General features: G+C 67.3%; 19 protein-coding genes, 1 tRNA gene and 1 pseudogene. 10 read left to right on the top strand and 11 right to left on the bottom strand.

Annotation, left to right across the window (positions count from 1 at the left end; genetic code table 11):
• Positions 1-6 precede the first annotated feature (6 nt).
• On the bottom strand, positions 7-759 hold the full coding sequence (locus ACFO5K_RS00335; protein ID WP_378555054.1) for an LGFP repeat-containing protein: 753 nt from the start codon (positions 757-759) through the stop codon (positions 7-9).
• An 80-nt stretch (positions 760-839) separates the two neighbouring features.
• The gene (locus ACFO5K_RS00340) at positions 840-1,454 is read right to left on the bottom strand and encodes a TetR/AcrR family transcriptional regulator (protein WP_378555055.1); all 615 of its coding nucleotides are present in this window, start codon (positions 1,452-1,454) and stop codon (positions 840-842) included.
• 100 nt (positions 1,455-1,554) lie between these two features.
• Here ACFO5K_RS00340 and ACFO5K_RS00345 point away from each other — a divergent pair, with 100 nt between their 5' ends.
• Positions 1,555-2,523 carry a hypothetical protein gene (locus ACFO5K_RS00345; RefSeq protein ID WP_378555056.1) on the top strand — a complete coding sequence of 323 codons (969 nt, stop codon included), beginning with the start codon at positions 1,555-1,557 and terminating at the stop codon, positions 2,521-2,523.
• A gap of 184 nt (positions 2,524-2,707) precedes the next feature.
• Here the strand turns inward: ACFO5K_RS00345 and ACFO5K_RS00350 are convergent, their stop codons facing one another.
• Both ACFO5K_RS00350 and ACFO5K_RS00355 read right to left on the bottom strand, forming a co-directional pair.
• Entirely contained in the window at positions 2,708-3,157 is a 450-nt protein-coding gene (locus ACFO5K_RS00350; protein ID WP_378555057.1) for a Fur family transcriptional regulator, read from the bottom strand.
• Between the two features lie 3 nt (positions 3,158-3,160).
• Positions 3,161-3,511, bottom strand: a complete 351-nt coding sequence (locus tag ACFO5K_RS00355; protein WP_378555058.1) for an ArsR/SmtB family transcription factor — start codon at positions 3,509-3,511, stop codon at positions 3,161-3,163.
• A 188-nt stretch (positions 3,512-3,699) separates the two neighbouring features.
• On the opposite strand from ACFO5K_RS00355, the gene ACFO5K_RS00360 reads away from it, so the two are divergent.
• Together ACFO5K_RS00360 and ACFO5K_RS00365 are read left to right on the top strand one after the other, a co-directional pair.
• Positions 3,700-5,100, top strand: a complete 1,401-nt coding sequence (locus ACFO5K_RS00360; RefSeq protein ID WP_378555059.1) for a glycine--tRNA ligase — start codon at positions 3,700-3,702, stop codon at positions 5,098-5,100.
• Between the two features lie 203 nt (positions 5,101-5,303).
• Positions 5,304-6,572, top strand: a complete 1,269-nt coding sequence (locus ACFO5K_RS00365; protein WP_378555060.1) for a phthiocerol/phthiodiolone dimycocerosyl transferase family protein — start codon at positions 5,304-5,306, stop codon at positions 6,570-6,572.
• A gap of 90 nt (positions 6,573-6,662) precedes the next feature.
• On the opposite strand, the gene ACFO5K_RS00370 is transcribed toward ACFO5K_RS00365, so the two are convergent.
• Positions 6,663-8,627: a TPM domain-containing protein gene (locus ACFO5K_RS00370; protein ID WP_378555061.1), complete on the bottom strand. Its 1,965-nt coding sequence runs from the start codon at positions 8,625-8,627 to the stop codon at positions 6,663-6,665.
• A 72-nt stretch (positions 8,628-8,699) separates the two neighbouring features.
• Between ACFO5K_RS00370 and ACFO5K_RS00375 the strand changes: the two genes are divergently transcribed.
• Positions 8,700-9,377: an MBL fold metallo-hydrolase gene (locus ACFO5K_RS00375; RefSeq protein ID WP_378555062.1), complete on the top strand. Its 678-nt coding sequence runs from the start codon at positions 8,700-8,702 to the stop codon at positions 9,375-9,377.
• 5 nt (positions 9,378-9,382) lie between these two features.
• Here the strand turns inward: ACFO5K_RS00375 and ACFO5K_RS00380 are convergent, their stop codons facing one another.
• Both ACFO5K_RS00380 and ACFO5K_RS00385 read right to left on the bottom strand, forming a co-directional pair.
• The gene (locus tag ACFO5K_RS00380; protein ID WP_378555063.1) at positions 9,383-9,664 is read right to left on the bottom strand and encodes an MGMT family protein; all 282 of its coding nucleotides are present in this window, start codon (positions 9,662-9,664) and stop codon (positions 9,383-9,385) included.
• Positions 9,661-9,780: a hypervirulence associated TUDOR domain-containing protein gene (locus ACFO5K_RS00385; RefSeq protein WP_378555064.1), complete on the bottom strand. Its 120-nt coding sequence runs from the start codon at positions 9,778-9,780 to the stop codon at positions 9,661-9,663. The genes ACFO5K_RS00380 and ACFO5K_RS00385 overlap by 4 nt, the downstream gene beginning before the upstream one ends.
• A gap of 244 nt (positions 9,781-10,024) precedes the next feature.
• Here ACFO5K_RS00385 and ACFO5K_RS00390 point away from each other — a divergent pair, with 244 nt between their 5' ends.
• From ACFO5K_RS00390 to dnaG, 3 genes are read left to right on the top strand one after another with little or no spacing between them, the layout of a single operon-like run.
• Positions 10,025-10,603 carry a YdcF family protein gene (locus ACFO5K_RS00390; RefSeq protein WP_378555177.1) on the top strand — a complete coding sequence of 193 codons (579 nt, stop codon included), beginning with the start codon at positions 10,025-10,027 and terminating at the stop codon, positions 10,601-10,603.
• Positions 10,600-11,853: a deoxyguanosinetriphosphate triphosphohydrolase gene (locus ACFO5K_RS00395; RefSeq protein WP_378555065.1), complete on the top strand. Its 1,254-nt coding sequence runs from the start codon at positions 10,600-10,602 to the stop codon at positions 11,851-11,853. The genes ACFO5K_RS00390 and ACFO5K_RS00395 overlap by 4 nt, the downstream gene beginning before the upstream one ends.
• Positions 11,854-11,877: 24 nt before the next feature.
• Entirely contained in the window at positions 11,878-13,803 is a 1,926-nt protein-coding gene (dnaG, locus tag ACFO5K_RS00400; RefSeq protein WP_378555066.1) for a DNA primase, read from the top strand.
• A gap of 30 nt (positions 13,804-13,833) precedes the next feature.
• Here dnaG and ACFO5K_RS00405 read toward each other — a convergent pair whose 3' ends face one another.
• Positions 13,834-14,079 carry a hypothetical protein gene (locus tag ACFO5K_RS00405; RefSeq protein ID WP_378555067.1) on the bottom strand — a complete coding sequence of 82 codons (246 nt, stop codon included), beginning with the start codon at positions 14,077-14,079 and terminating at the stop codon, positions 13,834-13,836.
• Positions 14,080-14,291: 212 nt separating this feature from the next.
• Between ACFO5K_RS00405 and ACFO5K_RS00410 the strand changes: the two genes are divergently transcribed.
• Positions 14,292-14,364, top strand: a tRNA-Asn gene (locus tag ACFO5K_RS00410).
• Positions 14,365-14,443: 79 nt separating this feature from the next.
• Here the strand turns inward: ACFO5K_RS00410 and ACFO5K_RS00415 are convergent.
• Positions 14,444-15,505: a tyrosine-type recombinase/integrase gene (locus tag ACFO5K_RS00415; protein ID WP_378555068.1), complete on the bottom strand. Its 1,062-nt coding sequence runs from the start codon at positions 15,503-15,505 to the stop codon at positions 14,444-14,446.
• Between ACFO5K_RS00415 and ACFO5K_RS00420 the strand changes: the two are divergent.
• Positions 15,395-16,592: pseudogene (locus ACFO5K_RS00420) on the top strand (IS3 family transposase). The gene ACFO5K_RS00415 and the pseudogene ACFO5K_RS00420 sit on opposite strands and share 111 nt — an antisense overlap.
• Positions 16,593-16,652: 60 nt before the next feature.
• On the opposite strand, the gene ACFO5K_RS00425 reads toward ACFO5K_RS00420, so the two are convergent.
• Positions 16,653-16,994 carry a helix-turn-helix domain-containing protein gene (locus ACFO5K_RS00425; RefSeq protein ID WP_378555069.1) on the bottom strand — a complete coding sequence of 114 codons (342 nt, stop codon included), beginning with the start codon at positions 16,992-16,994 and terminating at the stop codon, positions 16,653-16,655.
• Complete coding sequence (locus ACFO5K_RS00430) at positions 16,991-17,374, bottom strand: type II toxin-antitoxin system RelE/ParE family toxin (RefSeq protein WP_378555070.1); 384 nt, start codon at positions 17,372-17,374, stop codon at positions 16,991-16,993. Before ACFO5K_RS00430 ends, ACFO5K_RS00425 begins: the two co-directional genes overlap by 4 nt.
• Before the next feature lie 825 nt (positions 17,375-18,199).
• Here ACFO5K_RS00430 and ACFO5K_RS00435 point away from each other — a divergent pair.
• Positions 18,200-19,060 (top strand): LLM class F420-dependent oxidoreductase, encoded by an 861-nt coding sequence (locus tag ACFO5K_RS00435; protein WP_378555071.1) that lies wholly within the window; start codon positions 18,200-18,202, stop codon positions 19,058-19,060.
• Positions 19,061-19,085: the final 25 nt, after the last annotated feature.

Here is a 19,085-nt window from a genome sequence, read left to right on the forward strand (position 1 = left end):
TAGCTGTCAGCTGCTCGGGTTCCAGGTGATCTTGCCACCCTGGAAGTCCTGGGCCTTGCCGCCCTGGTAGTCGTATTCATCGCTGGTGGGGTAGCCGTAGCGGCCGTTCTCGGCGCCCGCGCGGATCCAGTCGGCGTGGATGCTGCCCCACACCGCGTGCGCGCCGGTCTTCGACGACCAGTAGATGGCGCCGGTGGGGAACATGGTGAACTGGCCGTCGGCTTTGCCCGCCTGCGCCACGTCGGTGAGCGGGTAACCCAGCGGGCTCGACTCCCAGCCCAGCGCACCCCACTTTTCCCGGATCGGCCCGCTGATCTGATGGGCGCCGGTGCCCACGGACCAGTAGATCGAGCCGTGCTGGAAGTGGTTGTAGCGGCCGGTGCCCGCAGGGGTGGTCTGCTCGCGGGTGGTCGGGTAGCCGAGGGCGCCGGATTCGTTGCCGAGTGCGGCGAACTTGTCGCGGATCTGTCCGGCGACGGTGTTGGCGTCGGTGTCGGGGTGCCAGTAGATCGCGGCGTTGTTGGCGAAGGTCTGGTATTTGCCGCCGGCGGTGGCGTCGGATTCAGGGGAGGTGGGATCGCCGAGCACGCCGCCGCCGACCTGGTCGTACTCGACCTCGATGGCGCCGCCCACGTCGAACGCGCCGATCATCCGGGCGTGGGCCGTGCCTGTCATCGCCGCGGGAAGTGCGGCGGCCACGGTGACCGTCGCCAGGCCCGCCAGGGCGCGCGAGCGAAGGTTTCGTCGGAGTATTGCCACAGGAACTCCCTGGTCGGATCGATGTGCCGCAGCCGAACCTACCCGTTCCCGTCAGCTCTCAACAGTGATCTTTCCAACACTCATGACGCCGGTGGCCGGTCGAGGGTGACCGGCCACATCATCTCCACGCCCCGAACGAAGTCCTCCGGGGTGACGTCGTCGAGCAGTAGGTGCTGGAGGATGAAACCGGGGAGCAATCCGAGAATCGTCTTGGCGAAGACCTCGAGGTCGGCGTCGGCGGGCAGCCAGCCCAGTGCCTGGATTCGCGCGCCGTACTCGACCCACAGATCCCGCATGGCCAGGACGCCGTCGCGCACGGGGATGCCCGCGTCGGGCTGCACCACGGCCAGTGCCCACACCTGCGGTGCCAGCCGTAGCGGTCCCTCGGGTCCGCTGCGGGCGATCACCTCGCTGGTCAGTAGGTGCACCACTTCGGCCGGGGTGGGGGCGACATCGCGGCGGATGATCTCGGTCAGTCCGATCCGCAACGGCCCCATCGTGCGGGCGACCATCGCCGCGATGATGTCGTTCTTGCTGGTGAAGTACCGGTACACGGCTCCGGCGGACATGCCCGATTCGGCGAACACGTCCTGCATGGAGGTCTCGTGGAAACCCTTGCGGGCGAAGCACAGCTGCGCGGCGTCGATGATCTGCTGCCTGCGGCGTTCCAGGTGTTCTTCGGTGACTCGGGGCATGCTTCAAAATAAAACGAATATCCGTTCTTGACAAGTTCGTCGGCCGGTGCGACCGTAGAACCATCAAAAAGAACGAACATTCGCTTTGAGGGAGAATGTCATGACGATCACCCGCCGAGCGGTCGCTCTGGGACTCGCGGCCACCGTGCTGCAAGCACTGCTGCTGATCGCTTTCGCCTGGCCCGCCGTCAACCTCGCTCCGCGTGACCTGCCCATCGCCGTCGCGGGCCCGCAGGCCACGCAGGTCACCCAGCAACTACAGCAGCGCAGTCCTGATGCATTCGCCTTCACCACGGTCGCCGACGCGGATGCGGCCCGCACCGCGCTCACCGACAACGAGGTCTACGGCGCGATCGTCACCGGCGCCGGTGCGCCGCAAGTCCTCGTCGCCTCGGCCGCCTCGCCCGCGGTGGCGGGTCAACTCACCGCGCTGGCCCAGCAACTCGCCGGTGCCCCCGCCGCCCCGGTGCAGGACGTGGTCGCCACCGACCCCGACGATCCACGCGGCGCGGGTTTCGGCTCGATGGTGCTGCCACTGGTGATGTCGGGCATCGCCGCGGGCGTGCTGCTCACCCTGTTGATCCCGGGCCCAGGCGCCCGGCTCACCGGCCTGGCCACCTTCGGGATCGTGGGCGGGCTGCTCAGCACCCTGATCTTCCACACCTGGCTCTCGATCGTGCCCGGCTCATTCCTCGAACTCGCCGCCGTCGCCGCCCTGGCCGCGTTCACTGTTTCGGCCACCATCGTCGGCCTGGCCGCCGCGCTCGGTCGTCCCGGCCTCGCCCTCGGCGCCCTCACCATGCTCCTGATCGGCAACCCGTTCTCGGCCGCCACTTCGGCACCGGAACTGTTGCCCCAGCCGTGGGGCGCCCTCGGTCAGCTCGTCCCGCCCGGTGCCGCCGCGTCCCTGCTCCGCTCGGTCGCCTACTTCAACGGCGCGGGGGCCTTGGCTCCCTTCACGGTCCTGCTCGCCTGGTCCACAGCCGCCATCGCCCTGCTCGCCTTCGCCGCCTTGCGCTCGCGCCGGGCAGGCGCCCTCACCCGGGAACCGGCAGCCGTTCCCGCCTGACCACGCAACCCAAAAGTGCTCCCCACGAAAAGGATTCGTGGGGAGCACTTTTCGGGGCTGAGGCCGGTGAGAGATCTCGGCGACGATCGCCCATCCGGCGGACGGTCCGTTTCCCTCGAGCGCGGAGGAACCGGAGCGACCAGCCGGTGAAGTGACTACGCCTCAGCGGGCTGCTCGAAGCCGATCACACCGAGGCGCCCGCGTCGGCGGTGCTTTCGGCGCGGGCGCGTACGCAATCGCGGCAGGCGCCGAAGATTTCGAGGGTGTGGCTCACCTGGGTGAACCCGTGCTCACCGGCGATCTCCTCGGCCCATGCCTCGACCGTCGGGCCCTCGACCTCGACGGTGCGCCCGCAGTGCCTGCACACCAGGTGATGGTGGTGGCCGCTCGAGCACTGGCGGTAGACGGATTCGCCGGTGTCGGTGCGCAGGACGTCGACCATGCCGGCGTCCGACAGCGACTGCAGGGTGCGGTAGACCGTGGTCAGGCCGATGCCCTCGCCGCGTTTGCGGAGTTCGTCGTGCAGCTCCTGGGCCGAACGGAACTCGTCGGTGTCACTGAGCAGGGCCGAGATCGCGCTGCGCTGACGAGTGCTGCGGATCCCGACCTGCTTGCCGGCTGGATTGTCTGCCACGAATTACCCTTCCTCGGCATGGGCGACGGCATCGACCACGATATGTGCCAGATGGTCGTCGACGAGTTCGTAGAGCACTTCGCGCCCCGACCGTTCGCCGTGTACGACGCCCGCCGACTTGAGAATGCGCAGGTGCTGGCTGACGAGTGGCTGGGTGACTCCCAGCGCGTCGACCAGCTCGTGCACGCAACGCGGCGACTCGCGCAATTGCAGCACGATCGCGATCCGCACCGGGGCGGCCAGTGCCCGGAGCAGTTCCCCGGCGTCCTCGAGCACGGTGCGCGAGGGCACGGCTGCGGGGGCAGGGGAGCGATACGGGTTGTGCGGGTGCGCAGCCGTGGCATCGGTGGTCATCAACCAACTCCTTAATGGAAACCGATACCATTTTGACATGCAGAAGTGCGCATGTCGAATGCGGCGCGCGCGGCCATCGGTCGGCTGCTGAAATCGCGCTGGACACGGCCCGATACGCTGGACGAAACATGTTCGGTACGCCGTACCTTTCGAATGTAAGGCGTACCCGACAATCCGACTCGCACTGGATGGAGAAATCTCGCGTGGCACCCAAGTCGAAGGTGGACACCGTTGCCAACCTCGCCAAGCGCCGGGGTCTGGTGTACCCGTGCGGTGAGATCTACGGAGGCACCAAATCGGCGTGGGACTACGGTCCACTGGGCGTCGAACTGAAGGACAACATCAAGCGACAGTGGTGGCGCACCATGGTCACCAGCCGCGACGATGTCGTCGGCCTGGATTCCTCGGTGATCCTGCCCCGCCAGGTCTGGGAGGCCTCGGGTCACGTCGCCACCTTCTCCGACCCGCTGGTCGAGTCGCTGTACACGCACAAGCGTTACCGGGCCGACCACCTGCTCGAAGCCTACGAGGAGAAGCACGGCCGCCCGCCGGCCAACGGCCTGGCCGACATCAACGATCCCGACACCGGCCAGCCCGGCAACTGGACCGAGCCGCGAAACTTCTCCGGCCTGCTCAAGACCTTCCTCGGCCCGGTCGACGACGAAGAGGGCCTGCACTACCTGCGTCCCGAGACCGCGCAGGGCATCTTCGTCAACTACAAGAACGTCGAGACCACCGCGCGCAAGAAGCCGCCGTTCGGCATCGCCCAGATCGGCAAGAGCTTCCGCAACGAGATCACGCCGGGCAACTTCATCTTCCGCACGCGTGAGTTCGAGCAGATGGAGATGGAGTTCTTCGTCAAGCCGGGCGACGACGCCGAATGGCACAAGTACTGGATCGACACCCGGCTGGCCTGGTACACCGACCTGGGCATCGACCCGGAGAACCTGCGCCTGTTCGAGCATCCCGCGGAAAAGCTGTCGCACTACTCGGCCGGCACCACCGACATCGAGTACCGCTTCCGCTTCCAGGGCAGCGAATGGGGCGAGCTCGAGGGCATCGCCAACCGCACCGACTACGACCTCAAGACGCATTCGGAGCACTCCGGCACCGACCTGAGCTACTTCGACCAGGCCTCCGGCGAGCGCTACATCCCCTACGTCATCGAGCCCGCGGCGGGTCTGACCCGTTCGCTGATGGCGTTCCTGGTCGACGCGTACACCGTCGACCAGGTGCCCACCGCCAAGGGCACCACCGAGGAGCGGATCAGCCTGCGCCTGGACCCGCGCCTGTCGCCGGTGAAGGCCGCGGTGCTGCCGCTGTCGCGCAATGCCGACCTCACGCCCAAGGCGAAGGATCTGGCCGCCCAGCTGCGCCGCAACTGGAACGTCGACTTCGACGATGCCGGCGCAATCGGCCGCCGCTACCGCCGCCAGGACGAAATCGGCACCCCGTTCTGCATCACGGTCGACTTCGACACCCTCGACGACCAAGCCGTCACCATCCGCGAACGCGACTCGATGGCCCAAGAACGCATCGCCCTCGACAAGGTCGAGTCCTACCTCGCCGCCCGCCTGATCGGCGCCTGACCCGCCACCAGAGGCCCGCACCCCACCGGTGCGGGCCTCTCGCGTGTCCACCCGAGCTGGACATCGGTTCACCAGGCGATGGTGTGAACATCGCCCGAGTGGAGATCACCACCAGAGCCTGATGATCTTCGAGCGAGCCAGGTTGATCACACCGGTGCGTGGGCGGTTTGCGTTGGGGTGGCGTGTGCTTCACGATTTCGGTTGTGTTGTGGGAACCGGATGATGTGGTGCGGGTGCTGGATCCGTCGGAACAACGATTTGTGCGGCATGCCACGTTCACCGGGCGGTCGGTGACGGTGCGTGGGGAACTCGATGCCGCGGCTCTGGGGGCCGCTTTCGCGGCGTTGCAGCGGGCGTTTCCGATTCTGGTGTGCCGCATCGTGGAGGGCGCTGACGGGAGCGGAATTCTGTTGCGTCCCGGCGATATCGAGCCGGTCGGTGCCTGGGTGAGTTTCGGGGATCCCGACGAGGTGCCGGTGCCGGCGGAATCGGTGGACCCGGCCGGTCAGCTGGGGTATCTGGATGTGGTTCTCGCCGAAGATGATCGGGCGCGGGTCACGTTGTTCGTGCACCACAGCGTTGCCGATGCCGGGCATTGCGTCGAGCTGTTCGCGCGGCTGTGGGGCTATTACACCGACTATGTGGAGACCGGGAAGATCACCGCCGGTGCGCGGGAGTACCCGGTGTCGCTGGAAACCCTGCTGGCGCAGCGGGGAATCGTGCGGGGCCCACGTTCGGGGTTGGAAGCGGTCACCCGGCCGCCGGCGGTCGCCGGTGCGGTCGGCGCGGTACCCGGCGAGCCCGCACCCGCCACACTGTCGCGGCCGGTGCGAGCCCAACTGGATCCGATCGAGACCGCCCGGGTGGTCGAGCTGGCCCGCGCGCACGCGGTGAGCGTCAACGGGTTGGTCACCGCGGCTGTGCTGCGCGCGTTCGCGGTGCTCGACGGTGCCGAGCGGGTGGGCTGTGTCTACCCGGTCGACCTGCGCAGGCGCCTCGACCCGCCGATCGCCGCGGAGTCCGGCACGAACCTCACCGGCCTGGCCGCCTTCGCCACCAACACCGCCGACACCGGCGACCTCATCGACCTGGCCCGCCGCATCGGCAACAGCCTGCACAACGACCTGGCCGACGGCGTCGTGGAACAGTCCGTGCTGCACCTCCCGGACTTCTACGGCCCCGGCCGCATCCACTCGATCGCCGGCCACCTCGCCGTCACCAACACCGGCACGGTCCCGCACTTCCGCGCGCCCACCGGGCTGCTTCTCGACGACTACGAAATCGTGTACCTCGCCGCCCATCCCCGCCCGTCGAAGGGAGCGACGGCCGCGGCCACCTTCCTCGTCTACACCTATCTCGGCCGGCTCACCCTCGCCGGACTGGGCGGTGACACCCGAGTCACCGAACTGCTCTCGGCTGTCACCGCGGAACTGAACTGGTGGTCCGCCGCCGCCGAGGCCGCCACCGCCTGATCACGGCTCGCACGCGGTCCGGTCATCCGACTACGGCGCCCCGGCGTGAAGCCTGGTTTCGTCGTTCCACCCCGGGACGACGGCCACCCTTCAGAATCGTCCGCCACGGCTCACCCGCCGCGACCCCGCCGAACCACCGAACGAACCCGGACGGAACCCGCCCCCACCACCGCGCATCGCACCGCGCAGCAACCCGTCGAGCATGATTCCGCCCAGCACCGCGCCGGTCGGTGAACCAACAACCCGCATCGGCTGCCTGTTCTCCCAGGTCCGCACACTGGCCTGCGCCTGCTGTAGTGCCCGCCCGCCGAGCTCGGCCGCGGTCTGAGCGCTCCTGAGGGCACCGGCCGGGTCGGGTCCGGCCAGCTCGCGGGCCTCGTCGAGATGACGTTGCGCCTCCGAGAGCCGCGTCCGAGCGCCGGCGTCCACACCGCCGCGCCGGGTGGAGACGAACGAGGACGCGGCGTCGATCCGCGCGGCCGCGTCGGTGAGGGTGCGCTCCAGCCTGCGCCGCAGATCCTCCACGGCGAGTTTGCGATCCGAGGCGGCCGCGATGGCCCGGTCGAGCGTGGCGTCGGCGTTGACGACGTCGTGGAACGCGCCGAGCGGGTCGCTGTCGGTGGCGGTCTTCAGGACGGCGGTGGCGGTGGCGATGGCACCGCTGAGCTCGGAGCCGCCGTAATCGGTGAGGGCCGTGGCCGCGATGAGGTCGCCGCGCAATTCGTCCAGGGCCGCGGGCAGACCGTCACGGGCCTGCTGGATATTGGTCGCGGCCTGGTCCACCGCGTCGAGCAGTGTGCGCGCCTGACCGAGCGCGCCCTCGGCCGCACGGATCGCCGACACCGCACCACCCTGCTGCCCGACCGGTTGTGTCATGGCGTCGTGCGCGTCGTCGACCCCGGCCTGAGCGAACTCGATTCGCTCCCGCGCCATCCGCACGTTGTCGCGCACCGGCGCCAGCACCGAATCCGGGTAGGCCGTATGCAGCCGGGCCAGTTCGGTTTCGGAACCGGGCAGGCGTGCGGTGAGCTCCACGATGTCGCGGGTGAGGGCGTCGAGCCGGGCGGGTGCGTCGATGAGCAGATCACGCATCGCGTCGAAATCGGCGACCTGGCGGTCGAGTTCGCTGTCGGCCTGACCGGTGGTGGTGATCAGGTCGATGAGCATGCCACGCTGCTGGTCGGGTGTTTCGGGAATGGCGTCGTCGAGTTGCTGGCGAATGGTGAACGCCTTCGCCGTGGCCGCCCGTGCACCGTCGAGCGCGGCGCGAAACGGCGTCACCGCTGTTTCGCCGAATTCTGCGGTGGCCAGTGCCAATTCCTCGGCGCTGGTGCGCACCGCGTCATCGATCTCGACGAGTCGTTCCCTCGACAGCGCGTGCAGGGTCGGCAGCGACAGCCGCGCCAGCGCCGCCGAATCGGTGGGGTCGACGTCACGCGCCGAGGCGAGCTCGGCCCGTTCGCGCGCGCGGCGACGCATGCGGGAGAACAACACCAGCGCACCGGCGGCCACCACGACGGCGAGTGCGATCAACAGCAGCACACCCCACGATGCCCCGCCCGCGCCCATCGCCGCCCCGATGCCCGTGGCGGTGTCGACCGCGGCCTGAGCCCACTTGCTCTGGCTCAGATCGGGTTCGACCGTGCGGGCCAGCAGCGAATCGAGCTCGCTGTCGCTGACACCGGTGGGAAGGTCACCGTGCAACCAGTACCCGCGATCCTCGACAGCTACCGCGAGCAGCAGGTCACGGTCACTGAAACCGGACAGATCGGCGGTGCGTGCCGCCCATTCCCGCGGCGCCATCGACGCGAAATCGCGCACATAGACGACCCACAGCTTCACCTGGTGCTCGCGCGCCAACGTGTCGACCGCGTCGAGCACCCGGGCTTCGTCTGCCACGCTGAGCACTTCGGCGGAGTCGACCACCCGCGGGCCCATCCGCGACGGTGGCTCGGCCACGGCGCCCGGTGCGCACAGCACGGCGAGCATCGCACCCAGCAGGGCGGCCGCGGCGAGCCGCCGGGCCGGAATCGAACGCATCCTCGTCAGCGGCATGGGTCGAATCTAACGCCGCGCGCCGGGGTGTGCGGGTACGAGGGGTCGGCGCGTGGCTTCTACGATCGGCGCATGATCACAGTCGATCGCCTCTACACCGGTCAGCTCACTCCCGGCGGGGACGCCCAGCAGCGCGAGGTGCCCGGCGCCCGCATCATCAAGATCGCCGTCGGCCCGATGAACAACAACACCTACCTGGTGCAGAGCACCGCCACCGGCGCCGTCGTGCTCATCGACGCCGCCAACGAGGCGCCTCGCCTGCTCGAGCTGGCCACGCAGGAAGCGCCGGGCCAGGTCGAGCTGATCGTCACCACCCACCAGCACCCCGACCACTGGCAGGCCCTGACCGAGGTCACCACCGCCGTCGGCGCCCCGACCGCCGCCCATCCGCTCGACGCCGGCGCGCTCCCCGTCGCTCCCGACCGCCTGCTCGCCGACGGCGACACCGTCCCCCTCGGCGAGCTGGTCCTCGAGGTGATCCACCTGCGCGGTCACACCCCCGGTTCGATCGCGCTCGCCCTCGTCGACGGCGCCCGCCGAACCCACCTGTTCACCGGCGACTCACTGTTCCCCGGCGGCGTCGGCAAGACCCACAGCCCCGCCGACTTCGACACCCTGTTCACCGACGTCACCACCAAACTGTTCGACCGCTTCCCCGACGACACCGCCGTCTACCCGGGCCACGGCGCCGACACCACGCTCGGCGCCGAACGCGCCCAGCTGGCCGAATGGCGCGCACGCGGCTGGTGATCCGGTCAGGGCAACACCGTCCTGGCCCGGCGCAGATCGATCCGGTCGCCGCGCAGGGGGGTACCTTCGGCGGCCAGCAGTGCGCGAGCGCCGCCGTCGTGGCAGGTGGCGGGTCGCCCGTCGGCATAGGCCACCCGCCACCACGGGACGTCGTCGCCGAGCAGACTCATCACCCGCCCGACCTGGCGCGGTCCCACCCCGATCCGCGCGCCGATGTCGCCGTAGGTGGCGACCCGGCCGGCCGGGATGGTGACCACGACCGCCCGCACCTGGTCGACGATGCTCACGGCAGCTTCGTCAGTGCGCCGCCCCTGTGCACGGCGATGTGGTCGGTCTCGTCGCTCTTGATCGCGTACTGCGGGTCCTCGGGCGAACAGTGGCGGGTGTAGCCGTGCAAGTCCACGTCGTGGCCGCTCGGGCTCCTCGCTACCCTGGTCGGCGGCCGATTTCGCGGTCGATCGTTCACCGGACCGGAATCAGGTGGTGACCGCTGGCCTCCTCGGCTCCGGTTACGACCTGGCAGACTGATCAGGATGAGATCGGGTTACCCGCGAACGACCGTTCCAGCTCCGCAGGCGCAGCGTCGGCGTGGATTCGTGTCGTCGGTCTCGCGCTGGCTCACCCGCCTGATCGCGGGCGCGGTGTTGATGGGCCTGGTGCTGGTGCTCGGCACGGCCTTCCGGGTGTGGCAGGTGGCCCGGATCGACGACTACAACACCGCCGACGCGATCGTGGTCCTGGGCGCAGCCCAGTACTCGGGCACCCCGTCCTCGGTGTTCGAGGCCCGGCTCTACCAGGCGTGGCGCCTCTACGAGGCCGGGGTGGCGCCGCGCGTGATCACCGTCGGCGGCAAACAGGAGGGCGACCTCTACACCGAAGCCGCCTCGGGCAAACGGTATCTGGAGGACAACGGCGTGCCCGGTGAAGACATCCTCGCCTTGGAGACCGGGTCCGACACCCTGCACAGCGTCGACGCCGTCGCCACCGCCATGCACGCGCGCGGTTTGTCATCGGCCGTACTCGTCAGCGACCCGTGGCATTCACTGCGGACCAGGACCATGGCACGTGACGCCGGTCTGCACGCGTGGACCGCACCCACCCGCACCGGACCGGCCGTCTACACGAGGGAGTCCCAATTCCACGGCATCGCCCGCGAAACCGGTGCGCTGCTGTGGTATCAGCTCACTCATTTCTCGGCAGACTTTCCTTACGAGGCGGGACAATGACCGATACCTACTCCCCGCACGACCGGGAACGCATGGTCCACGAACCGCGCAAAACCGCTTTGCCGGGTCCCACGGGCAAGGGTCATCGCAGCGAGTTCTCCCGTGACCGCGCCCGCGTCCTGCACTCGGCCGCCCTGCGCCGCCTGGCCGACAAAACCCAGGTGATGGGGCCCCGCGAGGGTGACACCCCGCGCACCCGGCTCACCCATTCGCTCGAGGTGGCCCAGATCGGGCGCAGCATCGCCGACGGTGTCGGCGCCGACCCCGACCTCGTCGACCTGGCCGGGCTGGCCCACGACATCGGCCACCCGCCCTACGGCCACAACGGTGAACGAGCACTCGACGAATTCGCCGACGCCTACGGTGGTTTCGAGGGCAACGCGCAGAACCTGCGGATCCTCACCCGTCTCGAACCCAAGATCCTCGACGCGTCGGGAGAAAGCTTCGGGCTCAACATCACTCGCGCCGCCCTGGACGCCACCCTCAAATACCCCTGGGGCCGAAGCGGTTCCGGCACCAAGTTCGGTGCCTACGATGACGACCTCGAGCGGCTGGCCTGGGTGCGCAAGGACGCCCCGGAAGGCAGGCAGAGCCTGGAATGCCAGATCATGGACTGGTCCGACGACGTCGCCTACTCGGTGCACGACGTGGAGGACGGCGTGATCGTCGGCCGGATCGACCTGCGCGCCCTGGCCGACCCCACCGAGCAGGCCGCCCTCGCCGAGCAGGGTCACGGCCAGCACCCCGACCAGTCCGTCGACGCCCTCGCCGCCGCCGCGCAACGACTGTCCGAACTCGACGTGGTGGCCCAGGCCGCCACCTACGACGGCACCTTCGCCGCCTCGGTGGCGCTCAAGCGCCTCACCAGCGAACTCGTCGGCCGCTTCGCCACCGCCGCGATCGTGGCCACCCAGGACCACGCCGGGCCGGGTCCGCTCATCCGCTACGAGGCCGACCTGATCGTGCCGCCCACCGTCGCCGCCGAGGTCGCCGTGCTCAAGACCGTCGCCCTGCGGTACGTGCGCTCCGACCGCGACCACCTGGCCCGCCAGCTCACCCAACGTGAGCGGGTCCAGGCCGTCGCCGACCGGCTGCTCACCACCGCGCCCGCCCACCTCGACGACCAGATGCTGCCCTGGTGGAACACCGCCACCGACGACGTCGCCCGCGTGCGCGTGGTGATCGATCAGATCGCGTCCTACACCGAGAGCCGCTTCGAACGGCTCGCCGCCTCGCTGGACTGCCGCTGACCGGACCCGACTAGACTGCCTGTCGTGGCCGGACGAATCCCAGATCGCGATATCGCGGCGATCCGTGAGCGTGTCCGGATCGAAGATGTAGTCGGTGAGTACGTGGCGCTCAAGCGCGCGGGCGCCGACTCGATCAAGGGTCTGTGCCCGTTCCACGACGAGAAGTCACCGTCGTTCCATGTGCGGCCCAACCACGGCCTGTTCCACTGCTTCGGCTGCGGTGAGGGCGGCGACGTCTACAAGTTCCTGCAGCAGATGGAACACATCGGTTTCGTCGAGGCCGTCGAGCAGATGGCCGACCGCGTCGGCTACCAGATCAACTACGAGGGCGGCGGCACCTCGATCCAGCGCGACCGGGGCACCCGCTCGCGCCTGGTCGCCGCCAACGCCGCCGCGCACGAGTTCTATGTGGCCCAGCTGCGCGAACCCGAGGCCGAAGCGGCCCGGCGGTACCTCACCGAACGCAACTTCGACGCCGCGGTCGCCCAGCAGTTCGGCTGTGGTTACGCGCCCGCCGGCTGGGACGTGCTCACCAAACATCTGCTGCGCCAGGGCTTCGAGTTCAAGGAGCTGGAAGCGGCCGGGCTGTCCAAACAGGGCAAGCGTGGTCCGATCGACCGGTTCCACCGCAGGCTGCTGTGGCCCATCCGCAACCTCGGCGGCGAAGTGATCGGCTTCGGCGCCCGCAAGCTCTACGACGACGACACCATGCCCGGCAAGTACGTCAACACGCCGGACACCTTGCTGTACAAGAAGTCTCAGGTGTTGTTCGGTCTCGACCACGCCAAACGCGAGATCGCCAAGGGGCATCAGGCCGTGGTCGTGGAGGGCTACACCGATGTCATGGCGATGCACCTGGCCGGTGTGAAGACCGCCGTCGCCTCCTGCGGCACCGCCTTCGGCGAAGAGCACCTGCAGGTGCTGCGCAGGCTGTTGATGGACGACAACTTCTGGCGCGGCGAGATCATCTACACCTTCGACGGTGACGCCGCCGGCCAGGCCGCCGCCCTGAAAGCCTTCAGCGGGGATCAGCGACTCGCCGGGCAGACCTACATCGCCGTGGCCCCCGACGGGCAGGACCCGTGCGAGCTGCGTCAGCATTCCGGTGACGCCGCCGTCCGCGACCTCGTCGCCCGGCGAACCCCCCTCTACGAGTTCGTGATCCGTGGCCTGCTCGCCGAACACAACCTCGACGACGTCGAAGGGCGCGTGGAGGCGCTGCGCCGCACGGTGCCCGTGGTCGCCCAGATCAAGGACAACGCCACCCGCAAGGGTTACGCCACCAAACTGGCCGGCTGGGTCGGCTGGGACGACATCCAGCTCGTGGTGCGCCGGGTCGGCGAGGAAGCCAAGAAGAACCGCATGGGCACCAACGGCTCATCCACGCTGAAGACCGGCGCCGCCGCGATACCCGCGCCACGTCCCGAGAGCGACTCCTCGGTGCGGCCGGCCCCGAACGATCCCGTGCTGTTCGCGCAACGTCAATCCCTCAGTGCCGCACTGCAATACCCCGGCATCGCGGGCGCGTCCTTCGACGCCATCGACACCGCCGCGTTCACCCACCCCGCCTACATCGCGGTGCGCATCATGATCGCCAAAGCCGGCGGCACCGCGGCCGGGCTCAGCGGCGCCGAATGGGTGGCCGCCGTCGCCGACCACACCGACGACCTGATGATCCGCGCCCTGGTCTCCGAACTGGCCAACGAGCAACTGCCCGTGCGCACCCAGAACGACATCCCTCGCTTCATCACCGGCATCCTCGCCCGCACCCAGGAAGCCTGGGTCGGCCGCCAGATCGCCGAACTGAAATCCAAACTCCAACGTCTCTCGGCCAGCGAGGAACCCGACACCTACATGGCCCTGTTCGGCGACCTGGTGGCCCTGGAGCAGTACCGCAAGAGCCTCGCCGCGCAGGCGATGGGCAACGAGGGCTACGCGGCCGGCGCCTGACGACGCCGCACCACGCCGGCCGTTCTCAGCTCAGCGGCGCAACTGGTCGTGCGGAATCAGCACTGTGGTGCGCTCGTCGAGCGGCTCCATCGGCTCGAGCTTCGGTTGCGTGCTCAACTTGTCCGACAACTTCTGCCGGCTCACCGAAACCAGCTTCTTCGTCACCGGGCTCCCCGTGACGGCCCGCGTCGCCGCACTGATCTGCTCGTAGCGCGCGCGCCCGGCCTTCGTGCCCAGCACATACCCGGCCGCTACGCCGATGATCAACCGCAGCATCTCCTGGAGCTCCTCCCACGTCTGTGTGCGCGCTCCATCCTGCCCGACCCGCCCCACCTATGTCGATCCGGCCACCCACCGCCCCCACATCGTTATCCGCCGGCATGTCCGCAGGTAACAGCCCGATTTGGGAACCAGCGATCCGATGCGCTAAAGTTTCATCTCGGTCAGCCCGCCAAAGCAGACCGCCTGAATCTCACCGTTCAGGGCAGTCCCCTATAGCTCAATTGGCAGAGCAGCCGACTGTTAATCGGCAGGTTTCTGGTTCGAGTCCAGATGGGGGAGCATCTACCAGGGCAAACGTCATCGTTTGACCCTGGTTTTCTGCTTTTCGGGGTCATCATGACACGGAAACGTCACACTTTCATCGTTTCAGCCGCTCCAAAGTCTCCGTGAAATCGGGGGCCTGAGTCGGTTGATCGATGTAGTGGCGGCGGGTCACCGCGTCGCCCGAGTGGCCGAGTTGGCGGGCCGCATCCTCGGGACTGTGCGCGGTAGCGATCATTGTGGCAACGGTCTTACGGAAGGTCTTGGCGGTGATCCAGGCGAACTTCTCGCCTCGGGCCTGCTTCCACAAGCGGTTGAAGTTGTGCGGATCCCAGATGCCTCCGTCGCGGTTGGGGAACACCAAGTCGAGATCGTTGGGAACTGCTTCGGATAGAACACGGCGCAGGGTCTCGACGACGAATGGCGGGATCAACACGGTCCGATAGCCCGAATCGGTCTTCGTTCGCGGTTGGCGGATCAGGCCGTTACCTTTGAGGCGAACGATGGTGCCGGCGAAGGTGATTCGCGGGGGCTGTGATTCGAGGTCGACGTCGGACCAGCGGAGCGTCAGGGTTTCGCCCGGGCGTGGACCGGTACCGAGTTCGACGTCGACGACATCGAGGACTCGTTGGTTGCGCTTGGGTCCATACGTATAGCCCGCCGATCCGTCGAGTGGAGCGCCATCGACCCAATCGGCGAGCTGAGCTCGCAATTGGGCAAGAGTCGCCATGTCGGCGGAACGGGGCTTGGCGCACTTGCGCGGCAGGTCAGCGACCTCACGGACGGGGTTGCGGTCGATCGCGTCATGCCGGACGGCCATCCCCATCATTTCTGACAGGATGACTCGCTGACGGCGCGCCTTCTCGCGGTGACCGTTGAGCGCGATGCGCTTGATATGGGCGTCCAGGCGCGAGGTCGAGGCTTCCCAGACGCGCAGACCTGAAACCTGAATCGCCCCGGCGGGTCGGGAGACTTCATCTTCTGAGGAAGGATGAAGTCCGTGAGTTCGAAGAAGTATCCGCCAGAGCTGCGTGAGCGGGCGGTCCGCATGGTCGCGGAGGTTCGCGACCAGTATGAGTCGGAATGGGCCGCGATCGGCGCGGTCGCCGACCTGCTCGGTGTCGGCACCGCCGAAACCGTGCGTAAGTGGGTCTGCCAAGACCAGGTCGATGCCGGCGCCCGGGCCGGGACGACCAGCGACGAGTCGGCAGAGTTGAAGCGGTTGCGGCGCGAGAACGCAGAACTCAAGCGCGCCAACGCGATCCTGAAAGCAGCGTCGGCTTTCTTCGCCGCCGAGATAGACCGGCCACAACGCTGATCTGCAGGTTCGTCACCGAACATCAGGGCCGCCGCGCAAGCGACGGCCTGCGGTGGGGTGTCGAGTCGATCTGCGCCACGCTCGGTGAGCTCGGCGTAAACCTTTCCGCTTCAACCTATTACGAACACCGCAACCGCAAAGCCAGCAAGCGGGAGCAGCGCGACGAACAGCTGAAGCTTCAGATCGCACGGGTCCATCGCGAGAACTTCGGCGTCTACGGCGTCCGGAAAGTATGGCTGCAACTGAACCGGGAAGGCCATCGGTTGGCCCGTTGCACCGTCGAACGGTTGATGCGTGAGCTCGGCCTGCGCGGAGTGGCCCGCGGCAGCACCAAACGCACGACCGTCGCGGATCCGGCCGCTGACCGGCCGGCGGATCTGGTGCAGCGGCGGTTCGCGCCGAACCGGCTGTGGGTCGCCGACATCACCTACGTGTCGACCTGGTCCGGCTGGGTGTACGTGGCCTTCGTGATCGACGCCTATGCGCGACGGATCCTGGGCTGGCGAACGTCCACATCGATGACCACAGCGCTGGTCCTCGACGCGATCGAGCACGCGATCTGGACCCGCGAATGTGACGGATGGGACGTGAAAGATGTTGTACACCAGATAGGGGCTCTCAATACACGTCCATAGCATTCAGTGAACGCCTCGCGGAGGTCGGGATCCAGCCCAGCGTCGGCGCCGTGGGATCGAGCTACGACAACGCCCTCGCCGAGACGATCAACGGCCTCTACAAGACCGAGCTGATCAAATCCCGCGGCCCGTGGCGCACGGTCGATCACGTCGAATTCGCCACCGCGGAATGGGTCGACTGGTTCAACCACCGCCGCCGCTATCGCTACTGCGGCGATATCCCACCGGCGGAGATGGAGGCCGCCCACTACGCTCAACACCCAACCCAGCAAGCGGCCGGGTTGTCACACTGATAGGTCTCCGGACTCACCGGTGCGGTTCAGACCGATGAACCTAGCGTGGCTGTGGTGGGCTCAGGCGGCGTCGGTGTGGTGACTGGTGAAGCTCACCTGGGTTTCGTCGGCATCGAGGGCGATGTTGAGCGTGGCGTCGAGGGCATCGGCGAGTTTTGCAAGCAGGGGCAAGGTAGGGACGGTGTCGGAGCCTTCGATGCGCGAGATCTTCGCTTGGGTCAGGCCCGCACGTTCGCCGAGCTCGGCTTGCGTGAGACCGAGTTCGGTCCGGCGGTCGAAGACGGCTTGAGCAAGTGCCATGGAGAGTTGGATCTCACGGCGGGCCTCGGCAACGTCGGCGGGTTCGGTGTGGCCCTCGGTTATTTGACGTTCCCGGAGGGTCTTCCAGCGGGCGTGGCTCATCGGTCCAGTTCTCCTCTCTCGATCGTGCGGACGAATTCTTGATGGGCGGGTTCGTGTTCGGCTTGGCAGGTTTGTTGTGCCAGTTTCGCCCGTTTGACTTCGATGTCTTCGCGCATCTTGGTCTTGCGGAACACGGTCAACAGGACGACGCGACGTCCTGGTGCGAGCCAGTAGGTGATGCGGATCGCGGCGCCGTCCAACGTTGGACGTAACTCGCGAACTCCGTCGCCGAGGTATCGAGCGAAGGGTTCGCCGAGGGTCTCTGCGCGTTCGGCGAGGAGGCCGACGTATTCGTCAACCTTGAGGAAGTGCTTGGCTGGTAGTGCTTGAAGCCAGTCGCGCACTTCGGGCTCGATCTCGATGGCGAACAGTTCACCCATGACCTCATGCTATATGTCGTCAACAGCATATGACAAGCGGATAGCGGCAACGCCAACTGGCGCATCAGGGACTGCTGCACGAGTAGGTGGCAGGTTGGCCTGCGCTGGTCCGAGCTTGCAGGTACGCCCACTCGACATGGCCGTCCGGCACACGCCGACTCGACCCACAACACGGAAACAACACGGATTCAGCGAGAAGTAGCGGGATCGGTTGGGATACAACGAGAACACCTTCAACGGCGAATCCGCAAGTGATAGGTTCTATTGGGAATCGATGCGAACCGTTGGGGTGCAACGGAATTCAAACGGCAGGTTTCTAGTTCGAGTCCAGATGGGGGAGCGCAACCACCAGGTCAGGCACGGTCACTGTGTCTGACCTGGTTTCGTATATGGGCAGCGATCGAGAGTACGCCAAGAAATCCGGCCCAAACAGCGCAGCCTGAACCAGCAGGGGGACTCTGGTGAGGAGTTGGTCGCGGCGGCGTTTCCACGGCAGTGGTTGACTCGCAAGATCAGCGCCGACTCGGAATCGATCTGCATGTCGAGGTCTTCGACTGGACCGACGAAAGCAGCAGCGGCCGCATCACACCCGCGGGGTGATCACGGCACCCGTGGTCTGCGCTGCGTCGAGTCTGTTCGCAGGCGAGCTGAGGCCGGCACTCGCATCCGATGCATGCGATGCCTGTGAGCAGTGCACCCAGGGCGAACCGACACTCGCGCTGGTCTCTGTCCCGGAGCGGGAATTTCATGACTCGGGCCGGGGTTGTCGACTCAGACAACTATTGCGCTGAGCGGCGGGACAGCAGTCCGTCGGAAGGATCGGGTATGAGGTTCGCAGTCAGCTACAGCAGCGCCCACTTCGGTGACGATCCGGATCGAATTGTCGCCTACGCGCGCCATGCGGAGGCGTGTGGATTCGAGGGTCTGTACCTTCCCGAGCATCTTGTCCTGTATCCCGGAGCGAAGCTCCACAACTTCGAGGTCCCACCCACCCTGCCGTTCCTCGACCCGCTCGACACTCTCGCGTATGTCGCTGCGGCGACCGAACGGCTCCTGCTCGGCACTGGCGTGTTGTTGTTGCCGTATCGGCATCCGGTGGTACTCGCCAAGCGGTTGGCGACCATCGATACGTTGTCCAAGGGCCGGATGCGGTTGCTGACGGTAGGATTGGGCACCTTACCGGAGGAAGCTGCGGCGACGGGTGTCGATTTCCGTACCCGCGGACGACGTGCTGACGAAGCGATTGACGTACTGCGTTTGCTGTGGTCCGGCACCGAGGAGGGCGTCAGTTTCCGGGGCGAATTCTTCTCTTTCGACAACCTCGTGCAATTTCCCAAGCCCTACCAGAGCGCAACGCTACCCATCCACGTCGGTGGATCGAGTCCTGCCGCCGCACGTAGGGCCGGGTTGCGTGGTGACGGGTATTTCCCGGGAGGGGCGCTGGTCCCTCAGGAACGTGCGGCGCAGTGGAAACTGGCGCGTTCGACCGCGCAGGAGTCCGGGCGGGACCCGGATGACCTCGAATACACGCGCTGGAGCGGGATCGACATGACCGACGAGCGGCTCGAAGCCTTTGCCGCACAAGGCGTCACCCGCGTTGTCGTCAGTGCCACGGCGCCGGAACCGAACGAACAATACGACGAACTGTCACGATTCGCCGAACGCTTCAATCTCGGAAAGTCGTAATCCGCATGTCCACTGGGCGTACACC

Source organism: Nocardia halotolerans, assembly GCF_042650145.1.
In the GTDB taxonomy this organism is placed as follows: Bacteria; Actinomycetota; Actinomycetes; order Mycobacteriales; family Mycobacteriaceae; genus Nocardia; species Nocardia halotolerans.